The organism is Streptosporangium sp. NPDC002524 (assembly GCF_040295985.1).
Taxonomy (GTDB): Bacteria; Actinomycetota; Actinomycetes; order Streptosporangiales; family Streptosporangiaceae; genus Streptosporangium.
Genome location: NZ_JBEOWK010000004.1, coordinates 249,287 through 264,432 on the forward strand (window position 1 = coordinate 249,287; position 15,146 = coordinate 264,432).

The 15,146-nt window shown below is 73.3% G+C and carries 12 protein-coding genes and 1 tRNA gene; 3 read left to right on the forward strand and 10 right to left on the reverse strand.

Translation table 11 applies throughout. The features are described 5' to 3' along the window. Positions 1-25: 25 nt before the first annotated feature. The gene (locus tag ABT053_RS08200) at positions 26-874 is read right to left on the reverse strand and encodes a spermidine synthase (protein WP_350968188.1); all 849 of its coding nucleotides are present in this window, start codon (positions 872-874) and stop codon (positions 26-28) included. Between the two features lie 155 nt (positions 875-1,029). Between ABT053_RS08200 and trhA the strand changes: the two genes are divergently transcribed. Further along, entirely contained in the window at positions 1,030-1,698 is a 669-nt protein-coding gene (gene trhA / locus ABT053_RS08205) for a PAQR family membrane homeostasis protein TrhA (RefSeq protein WP_350968189.1), read from the forward strand. A 187-nt stretch (positions 1,699-1,885) separates the two neighbouring features. Here the strand turns inward: trhA and ABT053_RS08210 are convergent, their stop codons facing one another. After that, entirely contained in the window at positions 1,886-3,085 is a 1,200-nt protein-coding gene (locus ABT053_RS08210; protein ID WP_350968190.1) for a M20 metallopeptidase family protein, read from the reverse strand. A gap of 259 nt (positions 3,086-3,344) precedes the next feature. Here ABT053_RS08210 and lat point away from each other — a divergent pair, with 259 nt between their 5' ends. Next, complete coding sequence (lat, locus tag ABT053_RS08215) at positions 3,345-4,646, forward strand: L-lysine 6-transaminase (RefSeq protein WP_350968191.1); 1,302 nt, start codon at positions 3,345-3,347, stop codon at positions 4,644-4,646. A 234-nt stretch (positions 4,647-4,880) separates the two neighbouring features. Here lat and ABT053_RS08220 read toward each other — a convergent pair whose 3' ends face one another. The 8 genes from ABT053_RS08220 to ABT053_RS08255 form a co-directional block, all read right to left on the reverse strand. After that, positions 4,881-5,135 carry a helix-turn-helix domain-containing protein gene (locus tag ABT053_RS08220; RefSeq protein WP_350968192.1) on the reverse strand — a complete coding sequence of 85 codons (255 nt, stop codon included), beginning with the start codon at positions 5,133-5,135 and terminating at the stop codon, positions 4,881-4,883. A gap of 153 nt (positions 5,136-5,288) precedes the next feature. After that, positions 5,289-5,364 (reverse strand) — tRNA-His (locus tag ABT053_RS08225). Between the two features lie 76 nt (positions 5,365-5,440). Beyond that, positions 5,441-6,043, reverse strand: coding sequence for an oligoribonuclease (gene orn / locus ABT053_RS08230; RefSeq protein ID WP_350968193.1), 603 nt, complete (start codon positions 6,041-6,043; stop codon positions 5,441-5,443). 22 nt (positions 6,044-6,065) lie between these two features. Beyond that, positions 6,066-7,271 (reverse strand): DUF2510 domain-containing protein, encoded by a 1,206-nt coding sequence (locus ABT053_RS08235; protein WP_350968194.1) that lies wholly within the window; start codon positions 7,269-7,271, stop codon positions 6,066-6,068. Between the two features lie 55 nt (positions 7,272-7,326). Next, positions 7,327-8,784 carry a protein kinase family protein gene (locus tag ABT053_RS08240; protein WP_350968195.1) on the reverse strand — a complete coding sequence of 486 codons (1,458 nt, stop codon included), beginning with the start codon at positions 8,782-8,784 and terminating at the stop codon, positions 7,327-7,329. A gap of 19 nt (positions 8,785-8,803) precedes the next feature. Next, complete coding sequence (locus tag ABT053_RS08245) at positions 8,804-10,537, reverse strand: serine/threonine-protein kinase (RefSeq protein WP_350968196.1); 1,734 nt, start codon at positions 10,535-10,537, stop codon at positions 8,804-8,806. Positions 10,538-10,663: 126 nt separating this feature from the next. Further along, positions 10,664-12,736, reverse strand: a complete 2,073-nt coding sequence (locus tag ABT053_RS08250) for a serine/threonine-protein kinase (protein WP_350968197.1) — start codon at positions 12,734-12,736, stop codon at positions 10,664-10,666. An 80-nt stretch (positions 12,737-12,816) separates the two neighbouring features. Beyond that, complete coding sequence (locus tag ABT053_RS08255; protein WP_350968199.1) at positions 12,817-13,461, reverse strand: pyridoxamine 5'-phosphate oxidase family protein; 645 nt, start codon at positions 13,459-13,461, stop codon at positions 12,817-12,819. 67 nt (positions 13,462-13,528) lie between these two features. On the opposite strand from ABT053_RS08255, the gene pdxR reads away from it, so the two are divergent. After that, positions 13,529-14,902 carry a MocR-like pyridoxine biosynthesis transcription factor PdxR gene (pdxR, locus tag ABT053_RS08260; RefSeq protein WP_350968200.1) on the forward strand — a complete coding sequence of 458 codons (1,374 nt, stop codon included), beginning with the start codon at positions 13,529-13,531 and terminating at the stop codon, positions 14,900-14,902. The last annotated feature ends 244 nt before the right edge of the window (positions 14,903-15,146 follow it).

The following is a 15,146-nucleotide window of genomic DNA, read 5'->3' on the forward strand; positions in this document are numbered from 1 at the left end:
AAGGGGGAGGGGCGTGGCGACCGGGTCAGCCGAAGACCGCCGGTGGGGGGACGGGGATGACCACGGCGTCGCCGTCGTTCAGCGGGCGGGCCCCGGCGACGAAGTTGACGATGTCCTCGCCGTACACGCAGCGGGCCTGCGTGAGGCCGCCCGCGGCCCTCCGGGTCAGGTCGGAGACGGGCAGGGGTACGCGGGAGGCGGCGACGATGAGGTTGCCGAAGCGGCGTCCCCGCATGACGCCGGGCTCGGCGAGCAGCACCACCTGGGGGAAGGTGCCGCGGACGGTGGCGAGCACCCGGCGGACGAAGGCCAGCCCCTTGCCGTCGGCGACGTTGACCAGCAGGGTGCCGCCCGCGCGCAGGACGCGGGCGACGTCCCCCATGTACTCGGAGGTGGCCAGGTCGAGCGGCATCGTGGCGCCGCTGAAGGCGTCCAGCACGAGCAGGTCCGCCGAGGCGTCGCCGAGACCGGCGGTCGCGGTGCGGCCGTCGAGGATTTTGACCTTGAGCCGTGGTACCGACTTCAGCCGGAGCTGGTCCCTGACGAGCTGGACGAGCCCCTCGTCCGGCTCGGCGACGATCTGCCGGGACCCGGGGCGGGTCGCCGCGACGTAACGGGGCAGGGTGCAGGCGCAGCCGCCCACGTGCACGGCGTCCAGCGGGCCCTCGTCGAGGAGGTCGATGACGTCGGCCATCAGCCGGACGTACTCGAAGTCGAGGTAGGTGGCGTCGTCGAGGTCGACGTACGACTGCGGGACGCCGTCCTTGGAGACCACCCAGCCGGAGGGGCGGTCGAGGTCCCGCAGGAGATCGACCTCGCCGAAGGTCACCGGATACCGTCCCGGCATCGGCTCCCGCGCTTCCCGCCTGCCCATCGGTCCGGTCCTCTTCTCCCTGATGCGAACCCACCCGATGTGAACCCGCCTGATGTGAACCCGAAGGGGAAACCATATGCGCAGTCGCGACCGGTTGAGGTCGGTGTAGGACAGATCACAACCTACGGCTGCGTAACTTACGCTACCGTAAGTTCATGGCCCCGATCCTTGCCGAAACGCTCGCAGAGTCCGTCAAGCCCCGCCTTCGCGGCTGGTTGCACGCGGGGGCGCTGCCCGTGGCGCTCGTCGCGGGGTTCGTCCTCGTCGCGCTGGGCCCCACCCTGGAGGCGAGGTTCGCCGCCGCGATCTACGCGATCACCTCGGGCCTGCTCTTCGGCATCTCGGCCACCTACCACCGCGGCACGCTCTCCCCGCGCTCGGAGGAGGTGCTGCGGCGCCTCGACCACGCCAACATCTACCTGATCATCGCGGGCACCTACACCCCGTTCGCCCTGCTCGCCCTGGACGGGCTAGCGAGCGCGGTGGTGCTCGGCGTGATCTGGAGCGGCGCGATCGCCGGGGTCCTCTTCCGGGTGCTGTGGACCGGCGCCCCCCGCTGGCTCTCGACCGCGCTCTACATCGCCCTCGGCTGGACCGCCGTCTTCGTGCTGCCCCAGCTCGTGGCGGGCGCGGGGGTGACCGCGGTGGCTCTGATCTTCCTCGGCGGGGTGCTCTACACGGCGGGCGGGGTCGTGTACGGCACGCGCAGGCCCGACCCCTCTCCCCGGTGGTTCGGCTTCCACGAGGTCTTCCACGCCTTCACCGTCGCCGCCTACCTGGCGCAGTACGTGGCGGTCTCGCTGGTGGTCTACGCGGCCGTGTGACGTGGTGGTGTGGCGCGGTGGTGTGGCGCGGTGGTGTGGCGCGGTGGTGTGGCGCGGACCGGACGGGCCGCCGTGGTACGGGCTCCGTCCGGTCCGCTCGGCCAGGGGTTCGGGCTCGCGGCTCAGGCTCGCGGCCCAGACTCGCGGTTCGGGCTCGCGGCTCTGGTTCGCGGCTCAGGTTCGCGGTTCAGCTCGCGGCGAGGGCGAGGCGGCGGGTCGCGAGCTCGGCGTAGAGCGCGGCCCCGTCGGGCAGCACCGCGTCGTCGAACCTCGCCTCGGGGGCGTGGTTGTAGGCGGCCCTGCCCGGATCGAGGTCCGCGGGGCAGGCGCCGAGTGCCACGAAGGCCGACGGCACCTGGTCGCAGACGAAGGAGAAGTCCTCGGAGCCGGTGAACGGCTGGGGAGCCTCGACGAAGCGCCCCTCGCCGTAGACCTCGCGGATGGCCGCGCCCGCGAAGCGGGCCTCGGCGTCGTCGTTGACCGTGACCGGGTAGCTCACCTCGTAGCCCGCGTCCACCTCCAGCCCGTGCGCCGCCGCGATGCCCTTCACCAGGGCCACCGCCCGTTCCTGGACGCGCGCGTGCGCGGCGGAGGAGAACGACCGGACCGTGGCCTCGAAGCGGGCCTCCTCGGGGATCACGTTGTCGGCGCTGCCCGCGTGGAAGCTGCCGACGGTGACGACCACGGGGTCGAACACGTCGAACGCGCGCGTCACCATGGTCTGCAGCGCGGTGACCATCTCGCACGCCGCGGGGATGGGGTCCTTGGCGCGGTGCGGGGAGGCGCCGTGGCCCCCGGCGCCGCGTACGGTCACCGTGAGCCTGTCCACGGCGGCCATGATCGGGCCGCTCCTCGTCACGAAGACACCCTGGGGGAGGATCGAGCTGATCACGTGCAGGGCGTAGGCCGCGACCGGGCGCTCACCCGTCACGTCCAGCACGCCCTCGTCGATCATGATCTTCGCGCCGCCGGGGCCCTCCTCGCCGGGCTGGAACATGAAGATCACGTTCCCCGCGAGCCGGTCGCGCCCGGCGGCCAGCAGGTGCGCCGCGCCCGCCAGCATGGTGGTGTGCAGGTCGTGGCCGCAGGCGTGCATCCGCCCGGCCAGCCGCGAGGTGACCGCCGCGTCGCCCCGCTCGGTGACCGGCAGGGCGTCCATGTCGCCCCTGAGCAGCACGGTCGGACCCGGCAGGGCGCCGCGCAGCACGGCGGTGACCGAGCTCAGCCCCTCGCCGAGCCGTACCTCCAGGGGCAGGCCCGACAGCGCCGTCAGCACCTTCTCCTGCGTGCGCGGCAGGTCGAGGCCGAGTTCCGGCTCCCGGTGCAGGGCGTGCCGGAGGCGGACCAGCTCGTCCCGCATGTCGGCTGCGGATTCGCGAAGGGACATCTGGTTTCCTCCTGGCGGTTGTACTGCCTTATCGCACGATAAGCCGATTTGACCGGTCTGTGGGCTCGGGAGGGGCGATCTTCGGGAAGGGAAGGGGCACCCGGGGGAGGGTGGCCGTACGGTCCCGGCGCCCGGATTCCCGCGTCCCGGCCGCACGGGGACAAGAAAATCTTCATGAGAATCGGATCCAATGCGTAATGTCTCCATGTAGATGTGTCAATGACGGGGGATCATCTTCTCGGATCACCGTGGAGGGGACATGGACGTTCATGGCCGTCTCGCCCGTCACCTGCTCGTCGACGGCTACCGGCTCGTGCTGGACCTCGAACGAAGCCGGGGGTCCCGTCTCGTCGACGCCCACACCGGCCGAAGTTACCTGGACTTCTACACCTTCTTCGCCTCGGCGCCCCTCGGGGTGAACCCGTTCGACGACGATCCGGAGTTCCTGGCGCTGCTCGGCAGGGTCGCCGCGAACAAGCCCTCCAACTCCGATCTCTACACCACCCACCTGGCCGACTTCGCCGAGACGTTCGCCCGGGTGCTCGGCGACCCCGAGCTGCCCCACCTGTTCTTCGTGGAGGGCGGCGCCCTCGCCGTGGAGAACGCGCTGAAGTGCGCCTTCGACTGGAAGAGCGGCCTCAACGCCTCGCGGGGACGCTCCCCGGACCTCGGCACCAGGGTGCTCCACCTCACCCGAGCCTTCCACGGCCGCAGCGGCTACACGCTCTCGCTGACGAACACCGACCCGATCAAGACCGACCGCTTCCCGAAGTTCGACTGGCCCAGGATCGAGGTGCCCGCGATCCACCTCGGCGACGTCGAGGCGGCCGAGGAAAGATCCCTGGCCGCGGCGCGGGCGGCCTTCGAGCGCCACCCCCACGACATCGCCTGCTTCATCGCCGAGCCCATCCAGGGCGAGGGCGGCGACAACCACATGCGGGCGGAGTTCCTGCTCGCGATGGAACGGCTCTGCCACGAGCACGACGCCCTTTTCGTCATGGACGAGGTGCAGACCGGGGCGGGGACCACCGGCACCCCCTGGGCGTACCAGCAGCTGGGCCTGAGCCCCGACGTCGTGGCCTTCGCCAAGAAGGTGCAGGTGGGCGGGATCATGGCGGGCCGCAGGGTCGACGCGGTGCCCGGCAACGTGTTCCAGGTCAGCGGCAGGATCAACTCCACCTGGGGCGGCGGGCTGGTCGACATGGTCCGGTCCCGCCGGATCCTGGAGATCGTGGAGCGCGACGGCCTGATCCCGCGCGCGGGCAGGCTCGGCGCCGAGCTCCTCGCGGCGCTGCGGGAGATCCAGGAGAGCTTCCCCGACCTCGCGGAGAACGTGCGCGGGCGCGGCCTGATGTGCGCCTTCGACCTGCCGGACGCGGTGGAGCGCGACCTCCTGGTGGCCCGGCTGCGGGACGAGGAGGGCGTGCTGGTCCTGCCCTGCGGCGAGCGGTCGGTGCGGTTGCGCCCGGCGCTCTCGATCACCCCGGAGGAGCTGGCGGAGGGCACGTCCGCCATCGCCCGCGCCCTGGAGGCCTCCCGCTGCCTGCGCCTCCCCGCCTAGCGGTACGGGATTCCTCGCGCCGGGCGGTACCGGGGGTCCTCCCGTTCAAGCGGATCCCTTCCCCTCGGCGGTACCGGGGTTCCTCGCGCCCGGCGGTACGGGATTCCTCCGCTCGGCGTCATCGGGGTCCCCACGCCCGGGGTACGGGGCTCCCCGCCCGGCGTCATCGGAGTCCCTCGCGCCCGGGGGCACCGGGGGCACCGGGGGCACCGGGGGCTTCGCCTCCGGCGGGCGCTAGTAGTGCTGGGCCTCCTCGCCTGCCGCCCGTTCCAGCCACAGGTCGATCGCGGTGACCCGCGAGTCGACGCCGAGCTTGGCGTAGATCCGGTTCACGTGGTTCTTCACGGTCTTCTCGCTCAGGAACAGGTGCTGGGCGATCTGCCCGTTGGAGCGACCCGTCGCGATCAGTTCCATGACCTCGGTCTCACGCCTGCTCAGACCCGTCACGACTCTGGGCTCTGCGTCGAACGGGGCGTCGTCGACTCTCATCCGGCCTCCGTGGCTGCAACACGGTCAGGTCGCCGAAACCCCCGATACTAACGGCGTAGCGATAGCAGCGAGCATAACCTGCAATATCCACTTTTGGGGGGTAATGAGGCTGGAAATGAAGAACGACCGGTCCCTGGGGACCGGCCGTTCTCGTGGGGTGAGTGAGGGGACTTGAACCCCCGGCATCTAGGACCACAACCTAGCGCTCTGCCAACTGAGCTACACCCACCATCGCCGCCGCAGCAGCACATGAAAAGTGTAGCGGTCTTTGGGAGTCGTTTCGTACCGGGTTTCTCGTGAAACGCTCAAGCTCTGTGCGTGGACACGCCCTCGGCCAGCTCCCTGGCGGTGGCGGAGTCGGGGCCCGGCAGGGGCACGAAAACCGCCGCGCGGTAGTAGCGCAGCTCCCGGATGCTCTCGACGATGTCGGCCCGCGCCCGATGGCCGCCCTGCTTCTCCGGCGAGGCGAAGTAGACCCGGGGGTACCAGCGCCTGGCCAGCTCCTTCACCGAGGAGACGTCGATCATCCGGTAGTGCAGGAACGCGTCCACGGCCGGCATGTCGCGGGAGAGGAACGACCGGTCGGTGGAGATGGAGTTGCCGCACAGCGGGGCCTTCTTCGGCTCCCGGATGTGGCCCCTGATGTATTCGAGCACCATGGACTCGGCCTCGGCCAGCGTGACGCCGCCCTCCAGCGCGTCCAGCAGGCCGGAGGCGGTGTGCATCCCCCGCACCACCTCCGACATCTGCTCAAGGGACTCGGGCGGGGGCTTGATGACCACGTCCACCCCCTCGTCAAGCTGGTTCAGCTCGCCGTCGGTGACCACGCAGGCCACCTCGACAAGCGCGTCACGTCCGAGGTCGAGCCCGGTCATCTCACAGTCGATCCAGACCAGCAGGTCACTCATAGCCCTCAGGGTAGTACTCACTTCACGAGAGCTTGAATGACTTGATCACCTTGTCTGCTACGGATATGTCGAGATTGTCCGGTACGGAGACGTAGGCCAGCGCTGGGCGCCTGCCCTCGCCACGGTCGACGATCACGAACGCGGCCCGTTCCCGCTTCCACTTCCAGCCGTTGGCCTCCGCCTGCTCGGAGAAGTCCAGGTCGAAGACGAACAGCCAGGCGTCCCTGCCGCTGACCTTGACGGCCTTGTCCTCGATGATCTTCCGGCGGTGCGGGGGGGTGTAGAAGGCGGGCTCCACGACCTGCAGCAGCGTCGTGGCGACCGAACGCATGCTGTCGACGCCCTGGTAGCCGTACTGGTCGGGAAGCTCGCCGGTCAGCACGTTGCCGAGCCAGTTGCCGCCCCTGCCGTCGAAGTTCTCCTGGGCGACGGCGACGGCCGCGCTGGTCCAGACGAACCCGAGCCCGCCCCCGACACTGGGGGGCACCTCCCACGGCTCACCGGGCATCTCGTACGACAGGCCGGTCACCGGGTCCGTGACGCGCCCGTCGACGGCCTGGGGCGGCGCGCTCCCCGAGGGCGCGGGGGTCGCCTCGGGGGTCGGCTCCTGGCTGGGCTCCGGGGACGCGGTGGGGGGCGGTGTCGAGAGGCCGGTGGGTTCACTCGCGGTGTTCCTGCCAACGGGGTTGATCAGGTACATCGCGGCGACCACGATCACGACGATCAGGATCAGCACGCCCCCGCCGCCCAGGATCCACGGGAGGGGGCTGCTCTTGCGCGGCGGCGGCCCGGAGGGGTAGCCGTCGTACGGCGGGAGGGGCATCTGCGCCGTGTGGCTGTTCGGCGGCCCGGCCCAGTGCGGCTGTCCCGCGCCCGCCGGTGCCTGCCCGGCCTGCTGGTGCGCGGCCTGCTGGTGCGCGGCCGGAGGGGGCCACTGGCCCGAGGGGAAGGAGCCGGAGGGGCCGGTCCCCGGGGAGCCCTCCTGCGTGGGGCGCGGCCCCGTCTGCTGGGAGCCGGGCCCGGCCGGATGCGGACCCGTCTGCTGGGGGCCGGGTCCCGCCGGGTGCGGCTGGGAGAAGGGGCCGGTCTGCGGTCCCTGCCCCGTGCCCTGCCCCGTGGGAGCGTCCGTCTGATGGGTGGCGTCCGTCCACTCACTGCCGTCCCACCACCGCAACAGCGGTGAGCCGTAGGGGTCGGGGTACCAACCGGAGGGGGTCTGCGTGGTCATGGCCGCCAGAGTAGTAAGAACGGCTTTGTGCCGCATTGTGGACCTTGGTGATCACTCATGAACATTTGTAAGTGAAGGTGGCTCTGTCCTGGATCTTCTTCCCCTGGGGGACCGGGGAGAGCACCGTCAGGGTGGCCGTTCCCTTGAAATTTCCCTCACCCTTGACCGTCCACTCCAGGCTCACCTCGTGCGAGGCGTCCCCGGACGCGATCCGGTCGGTCTGCGCGATCGGCTCCTTGCGGTCGCTCCGCTTCCACTGGTAGCGGATCTCACCGCCCGCGCCGTTGGTGGACAGCACGCCGATGATCTTAACCGTCGTGTCGCACCCCTGCGCCTTCTTCGGGGCGCCGACGTCCACCTTCGACACCTCCAGCGGCGCCGCCGGGGTCCAGAACAGCCAGAGCGCCAGCGCGGCCACGACCATCAGCGCGAGGATCGCCGACGCGAGGATCGTACGGCCGCGCCTGCGCCGCGCGCGGGGAGCCGCGGCGGCGGCGAGCCTGCCGCCCGGCGGCTCGGTCTGCTGCTGGTCCCGGCCGGCCCGCCACAGCTGGGCGGCCGTGGTCTCCGACGGCACGCCGGGGCCGAACCGCATGACCACGTCCTCGGGCCGGCGCTCGCCGCCCGCCGGGCCACGCTGGTCGCCGCCCGCCGGGCCGCCCCCCGGAGTGCGGGGATCACCCTGCCTCGGGACGTGCAGCAGCGTGACGATCTCCCCCTCGTCGGGGGCGGGACGTACGGGCGCCGGATGCCCGCCCAGGGTGGGGGCCTCGTGCCCCGGCCACCGGTGCAGGGTCGCCACGAGCCTGTCGCGGGTGGTGAACCCGGACGGCAGCACGTCGCGCCCGGCGAGCAGCGCGTCGCGCGCGGGGGCGAGCCCCCTGATGGAGGCCGTCGCCGCCACCCGCTCCAGCAGCCCGGCTGCCCCGCGGTCGGCCGAGGCCCAGGTCGCGGCGAGCCCCCGGGCGAGCGACGCCCAGGCCGCCACGTCGCGTTCCGGCGCGGGAGGGCGGCCGAGCAGGGCGTCGGCGAGCCCTCGCTCCGCGAGCAGCGCCGACCCGTCCGAGGCGATCACCACGGTGCCCGGGTGGAGCTCCCCGTGCGCGAGCCCGGAGGCGTGCACGGCCAGCAGCGCCTGCGCGGTCTCCACCAGGACCGTGGCCGCGCTGCCCGCGTCGGGCCGGGGGATCCCGGGCAGGCCGGACGACAGCAGGTCGCCCACCGTCGGGCTGACCGGCTCCGAGGTGATCAGCCAGACCTCGTCCCCGGCCGTGATGAGGTCGGCGACCGGGACCAGCCCGGGCGTGCCGCCCTGCGCGAGCCTGCGGTCGGCGATCACGGCCGCGACCAGCCGCTCGCGCGCCGAGGGGTCGGCGACCAGCCGGGGATCGAACCTGAGCGCGCTCCCCGGCCGCCCGTCGGCCGTGACGGCCGACGACCAGATCCCCAGGTCGTCCACCCAGGTGCGACCGGTCAGCCGGAACCCGGCGACCCCTCCCCGGTCGGTGCTCATATCGCGATCGTTCCCCTGTCTACCGGCGTTTCCGGTGCCGTCCCGCCATGCCGCGCTTGACGGCCAGTGTGAACGGTACGGCACCACTCGTCACCAGGCCCAGCGCGAGGAACGCGGCCGGGGCGGTCTCCACGGGCGGCAGGGGAGAGGAGGTGAGGGTCGGGGGCGGGCTGGTGTCCGGCGTCTCGGAGGGCGGGTTCTCCGTGGGCGGGTCCGTCGGCCTGGTGGGGGTGGAGGTGGGCTGGGTCGGCGTGCTGGTCGGCCGGGTGGGGGCGGTGGTCGGCCTGGTCGGTGCGGTGGTCGGCCGGGTCGGGGTGGGCGACGGCGGCCTGGTCGTGGGGCGGCCGGGGTCGCGGGGGCCGTCCAGGGTGGAGTCGCTCTCCGGGGTGGGGGGCGGAGTCGGCTGCTGCGTGGGCTTCCTCGTCGGCCGCGTGGTGGGCCTTCTGGTGGGCGTCACCGACGGGGTGGGCGTGGCGGCCGCCGACGTCGCGGTGGGCGCCACGGGCGGCAGGCCCGAGGTGGCGGTGGTGCTCGGCGTCGGGGTCGGCGTCGGCGTGGCCGCGGACGGCGACTCCTCCACCGGCTCGTCGGTCTCGTCGGTCTCGTCGCCGGGGACGAGCGTCTCCAGCGGGTCCGAGGGGGTCGGGCTCTGCGAGGTGACGGAACTCTGCGACTGGATCTCCGTGGAATCGCCCGAGCCGACCAGCACCGCGGTCAGCCCGCCGATCACCGCGATGCAGCCGACGCCGACGAGGATCTTGACGCTCAGCTTGCTGATCGAGGAGGTCTTCTCCCAGCCGTCGTCGCCGGTGCCGCCGTCGCCGCCGCCGAGCTCGGTCATGGCCAGTGAGGTGTCGGCCCCCGGGACGGGCACGTCCAGCGGGAACATCGCGGCCAGCAGCCCGGCGATCCCGGCCAGGCGGCGGCGGCCGCGCTCCTGCCACTCGGGGCCGTAGGCGTCGGCGGCCACCGCCTCAAGCTCGGTGAGGAAGGCGCTGGCGGTCGGCGGGCGGTCGGCGGGGTGCTTGGCCAGGCCGCGCTCGACCAGCCCCTGCAGGGCGGCGGGCACCTCCTCGACCGGCGGCGGCGTGGCCTGGTGCTGGCGGGCCAGCGCGGCGATGTTCGTGGCACGGAAGGGACGGGTGCCGGTCAGGCACTCGAAGAACACGACGGTGGCGGCGTAGACGTCGGTGGCGGGCCCGGCGGGGCCGCCCACCCACTGCTCGGGAGCCATGTAGGGCGGCGTGCCCGCGGGGGTGTCGCCGTCGCCGGAGCGGACCGCGATGCCGAAGTCGACGAGCTTGCTCCTCCCGTCGGCCTCCACCATCACGTTCTCGGGCTTGAAGTCGCGGTGCACCACACCCGCCGAGTGCGCGGCGGCGAGTCCCAGCAGCGAGCCCTTGAGCACGAGCAGCGCGGCCTCGGGGCCGGTCGGGCCCTCCGAGCGCAGCAGCGCCCGCAGGGCGACGCCGTTGACCAGCTCCATGACGATGGCGGCGCCGTCGCCGGTCTCGACGTAGTCGTACAGCCGGACGGAGTGCGGGCTGCTCAGGGTGTTGAGCACCCGCGCCTCGTGCCGGAAGCGGGCCACGAACCCGACGTCGTTCCTGAGCTCGTCGGACAGATACTTGATCGCCACCAGGACGTCGTCGGCGTCGTGCCGGGCCATCACCACACGCCCGGCCGCACCGGCGCCCAACTCGCGGATCTCGGTGTATCCGGGGACTCGCCAGGCCGATGGCGTGCCGTACATACGGTCTCCTCAGTTGTCTGGGCCCCCACCCATAACAGACGGACCGTAGCCTAGCGATAGATAGCTGCATTCCGCTCATTAACCGCGAATCGGTCTCACGGTGTGGAGCTGATCAGTGGTTATCCGCTACGAGCGGCCTGATTCCCCTGGTGAGGGGGGTGTGACCGGAATACCGATTTCCGGTCCTGTGCTACGGGTGGCCGACGGGTTCGCGCCGGCCCGCGCGGTGCGGGTGACCGTCGCCTCCGGCCCGGGGCGCGCGGGACGGGTGGCCGTCGCCTCGGGTCCGGGGCGCGCGGGACGGGTGGCCGTCGCCTCGGGTCCGGGGCGCGTGGGGCGGGTGACGGTCGGCCTCGGAGTGGGCTTCCGCGTGGGCCTGGAAGTGGGCACGGCAGTGGGCCTGGTAGTGGGCCTGACAGTGGGCCTGACAGTGGGCCTGGCAGTGGGCGCGGAGGTGGGCGCGGCCGTCCTGGTCACCGTCGGGGCCGGCCTCGGGGTGCGCGTCGGCCCGGCGCACGGGGAGGTCGCGCCGCTCGCGCCGCTCGTGCGGCCCGAGGGGAGGCCGGTCACCACCACGTTCCAGGCGGCCCCGCACCCCACCCGGGGAAAGCCGAACCTGACCGTGCGCGAGTAGCTCGTCGCGCCCGACAGCGGCACGACCGTCCTCCGCACGGCCCGACCGGCGCGGAAGACCACGCGCAGGCGCACCTGCCGGGCGTTCGCGGTGCCGACCGAGACCGACACCACGGCCGCGCCCCGCGCGTCGACGCCGGCCCGCACCACCTCCACCCGGCGCACCCCCACCTCGGGCGGCGCGGTGGAGGGACCGGTCGTCGGCGTCGGCGGGGAGGACGGTGGCGGGGTCGGCGAGGCCGGGAGGGGGGAGGACGCCGAGGGCGTCGGGCCGCCGGGCGTGCCGGTGGCGGGGGGAGCGCTCGTCTCCCCGGGAGCAGGGCCGGACTCCCCTGTGGGGCCGGGCACCCCAGGCTCCCCGGACTCCCCGGACGACGGGACCGGTCCCGCGGTGGGGCCGGGAGGTGAGGCGGGTCCCGCGGACGCGGGAGGGGAGAGGGCCGCGGAGGAGGGCGCGGGCAGGGAAGGCGTCACCTGGCCGCGCGTACCGGGGGAGGGGGGCAGGGGTGGCGTCGCGGCGACCACGTCGATCACGCGGGGCCGCTCGGGCCCTCCCGAGGCGAGGGCGTACACGCCGGCGCCGCCCGCGATCAGCACCACCCCCGCGGCGCCCGCCACCACCCCGGCGGACTTCGACCGCAGCGTGCCCAGCACCGTCCTGAACAGCGTGGTCCCGGCCACCGGGCCGGGACCGCCGGGCGGGAACAGCAGGGGGAGCAGTGTCACGAGGGCGGCCAGCCTGGCCCGCCCGCGCTCCTCCCACTCCTCCCCGTATCCGGCGACCGCGACGCTCTCCAGCTCCGCCAGGAACTCCGCGGCGGTGGCCGGCCGGTCACCGGGCCGCTTGGCCATGCCCCTGGCGACCAGGGGCCTGACCGGCTCGGGAACCTCGTCCACCGGGATCGGCGCGGTCATGTGCCGGTGCATGAGCACCACCCGCTCGGTGGAGGGGTACGGGCGGTGCCCGGCCAGGCACTCGAAGAAGACGGCCGTCGCGGCGTAGACGTCGGAGGCGGGGGAGGCGGGCGCGCCCGCCCACTGCTCGGGGGCCATGTAGGGCGGGGTGCCCGCGGCCCGGCCGCCCTCCCCGGCCCGCACGGCGATGCCGAAGTCGACCAGCTTGCTGGTGCCGCCGGCGTCGACGAGCACGTTCTCCGGCTTGTAGTCGCGGTGCACCAGCCCGGCCCGGTGGGCGGTGGACAGCCCCGACAGCGAGCCCTTGAGCACGGCCAGCGCCGCCTCGGGCCCGGTCGGGCCGTGCTCGCGCAGCAGCGCGCGCAGGGAGACGCCGTCGACGGCCTCCATCACGATGGCGGCGCCGCCGGGCGCCTCGACGTATTCGTACAGCCGGGTCACGTTCTCGTCCGCCAGCTCGACCAGGAGCCTGGCCTCCTCGCGGAAGCGGGCGAGGAAGCCCGGGTCGTCCCTGAGCCACTCGGCGAGGTATTTGATCGCCACCTGGGTGCCCGACTCGTCGTGATGGGCGAGGACCACCCGCCCGCCGCCGCCCGCGCCGAGTCGGCGCAGCTCGGTGTAGCCGGGGGGTGTCCAGCCGATGGCCGTCATGGCCGCCTCCATAATCCGGGGCCGGATAGGGGCCTCGTCATGGAGACGCGCGGCGCGCGGGCCGGGTTTGCCGGGGAGGTTTACCGAACGGGCATGGTTCGCGACGCGATGTGCTCGGGCACGGCCAGGTCCCAGGTCAGCGCGGGATCGGGCTCGGGGGTGCCCCAGACCTGGTGGAGCGGCAGGACCCCGGCCCAGATCGGCCGGTCGTAGTCCTCCTCGTCGTCGACCGGCGGGCCCTGGCGCACCTTCACCGACGCCTCGGCCAGGGAGAGGGCGAGCACCGTGGTCGCGGCGAGCTCCTTGCGGGTGGGCTCGCGGGTGGCGTCCCACTGGCCGGGGGCGAGCTGCTCGGTGATCGCCCGCAGCCCGGCCAGGCGCTCCTCGGCGTCCTCCACCCGGCGGGGGCGGCCGTAGACCATGGCGGAACGGTAGTTGAGCGAGTGGTGGAAGGACGAGCGGGCCAGCACGACGCCGTCCACGTGGGTCACCGTGACGCAGACCTCGTCGGCGGTGCGCAGGGAGGTCGCGCCGGTGGAGCCGTGCAGATAGAGGGTGTCGCCGATCCTGCCGTACCCGGTGGGGATCACCATGGGGGAGCCGCCGGCCAGGACGCCCAGGTGGCAGACGAGCCCGGCGTCCAGCACCGCGTACAGGTCCTCGCGGGAGGTTCGGCCCCTGTCCTTCGCGCGGTTGAGGGTGGTGCGGGGAGTCGTGGAGAGCATGGCACTAACCTAGGGAGAAGTGGACACCGACAACACGTCCACTTTCACACGCTTACAGGAGACCACTTTGCCGCGCCCGTCCGTCGACCTGCCCGTATCGGTGGACCGTGCGACCGGCACGGCGCTCGCCGTCCAGCTCGGCGACCGGCTCAGGGACGCCATGCGCGGCGGCGCCCTCTCCTCGGGGGAGCGCCTGCCCTCCACCCGGGCCCTCGCCCGCCAGCTCGCGGTGAGCCGCACCGTCGTCACGGAGGCCTACCAGCAGCTGTACGCCGAAGGCTGGCTCGAAGGGCGGCACGGCTCGGGCACCTACGTGGCCGACATGGCGGTCCCCGCCGAGATTCCCGCTCCCGCGCCGGTTCCCGTCCCTCCCGCGCCGGTCAGGGAGAACGGGCATGGGATGATCGACCTGCGTCCGGGGCGGCCGTGGGTCCACGACTACGACCGGGCGGCCTGGCGCAGGGCCTGGCGGGGGGCGGCCGACCTGCCTCCGGCGAGCGATCCCGACCCCCGCGGCCTGCCGAGGCTGCGTGCCGCGCTGGCCGAGCACCTCCGCAGGACCAGGGCGATCCCCGTCGGTCCTGAGAACGTCATGGTCACCCGGGGCACCGGCAACGGGCTCGACCTGGTCGCCGCCACCCTCCTGCGGCCCGGTGACCGGGCGGGCGTCGAGGAGCCCGGCTACCGCGTCGCCAGGAACGTCTTCGCAGGGCGGGGCGCCGAGCTCGTGCCCTGCCCGGTCGACGAGGACGGCGTCGTCGTCGACGGCCTCCCCGGCGACCTGCGGGTGCTGTACACCACCCCCGCCCACCAGTACCCCCTCGGCGGGCGCCTGCCCATCCCGCGCAGGGAACGCCTCCTCGCCTGGGCCCGCCGCACCGGCGCGATCGTCGTGGAGGACGACTACGACGCCGAGTTCCGCTACGACGTCGCCCCGCTGCCCGCCCTGCACGGCCTCGACCCCGACCGGGTGGTGCTGCTGGGCAGCCTGAGCAAGGCCCTGACCCCCGACGTCGGCGTCGGCTGGCTGGTCGCCCGCCCGGGTTTCGTCGAGGCCCTCGCCGTGACCAGGGACGCCCTCGCCGACCGCACGAGCGGCCCGGCCCAGCAGGCGGTGGCGGTGCTCCTGGAGAACGGGGACCTGGACCGGCACCTGCGCCGGACGCGCCTGGAGTACGCGCGCCGCCGCGCCGTGATCGTCGACCTCCTCGGCTCCCGGGTCATGGGCGACACCGCGGGCCTGCACGTCATGGTGGAGTTGCCCGAGGGAACGGTCGAGCCCCTGGTCGAGGCGGCCCGCGCCCGGGGCGTGCTGCTCGACTCGATGGCCCGCCACTACTACGGGCCCCGGCTGCGGCACGGCCTGGTGATCGGCTACGGCTCCGCGTCGCGGGCCGACGTCAGGCGGGGCGTCTCGGTGGTCGCCGAGCTGATCGGCTGACCGGGGTCCCTCCGGGCCGCCCGGCGGGGTCACGGGGACGGTCGGTCCCGGTGATCGGCCGGCGGCTCGCGGGACCGGCCGCGCGTTCTCCGGAGCGGTCGCTCATCGGGTTCGCCGCGACGGGACGGCCGCTCATCAGGTTCGCCGCGACGGGACGGCCGCTCATCGGGTTCGCCGCGACGGGACGACGACCGGTCACGTTCGCCGCGACGGGACGACAGGGCCCCGGGGCCGTCGCGGCGGG

Bases quoted from the DNA above. Each gene is read 5' to 3' on its own strand.
- orn (WP_350968193.1), bottom strand. From the start codon at position 6,043: ATGAGTGACCTGCTGGTCTGGATCGACTGTGAGATGACCGGGCTCGAC.
- ABT053_RS08255 (WP_350968199.1), bottom strand. From the start codon at position 13,461: ATGCTCTCCACGACTCCCCGCACCACCCTCAACCGCGCGAAGGACAGG.
- ABT053_RS08220 (WP_350968192.1), bottom strand. From the start codon at position 5,135: ATGAGAGTCGACGACGCCCCGTTCGACGCAGAGCCCAGAGTCGTGACG.
- ABT053_RS08240 (WP_350968195.1), bottom strand. From the start codon at position 8,784: ATGAGCACCGACCGGGGAGGGGTCGCCGGGTTCCGGCTGACCGGTCGC.
- lat (WP_350968191.1), top strand. From the start codon at position 3,345: ATGGACGTTCATGGCCGTCTCGCCCGTCACCTGCTCGTCGACGGCTAC.
- trhA (WP_350968189.1), top strand. From the start codon at position 1,030: ATGGCCCCGATCCTTGCCGAAACGCTCGCAGAGTCCGTCAAGCCCCGC.
- ABT053_RS08235 (WP_350968194.1), bottom strand. From the start codon at position 7,271: ATGACCACGCAGACCCCCTCCGGTTGGTACCCCGACCCCTACGGCTCA.
- ABT053_RS08250 (WP_350968197.1), bottom strand. From the start codon at position 12,736: ATGACGGCCATCGGCTGGACACCCCCCGGCTACACCGAGCTGCGCCGA.
- ABT053_RS08245 (WP_350968196.1), bottom strand. From the start codon at position 10,537: ATGTACGGCACGCCATCGGCCTGGCGAGTCCCCGGATACACCGAGATC.
- ABT053_RS08200 (WP_350968188.1), bottom strand. From the start codon at position 874: ATGGGCAGGCGGGAAGCGCGGGAGCCGATGCCGGGACGGTATCCGGTG.
- ABT053_RS08210 (WP_350968190.1), bottom strand. From the start codon at position 3,085: ATGTCCCTTCGCGAATCCGCAGCCGACATGCGGGACGAGCTGGTCCGC.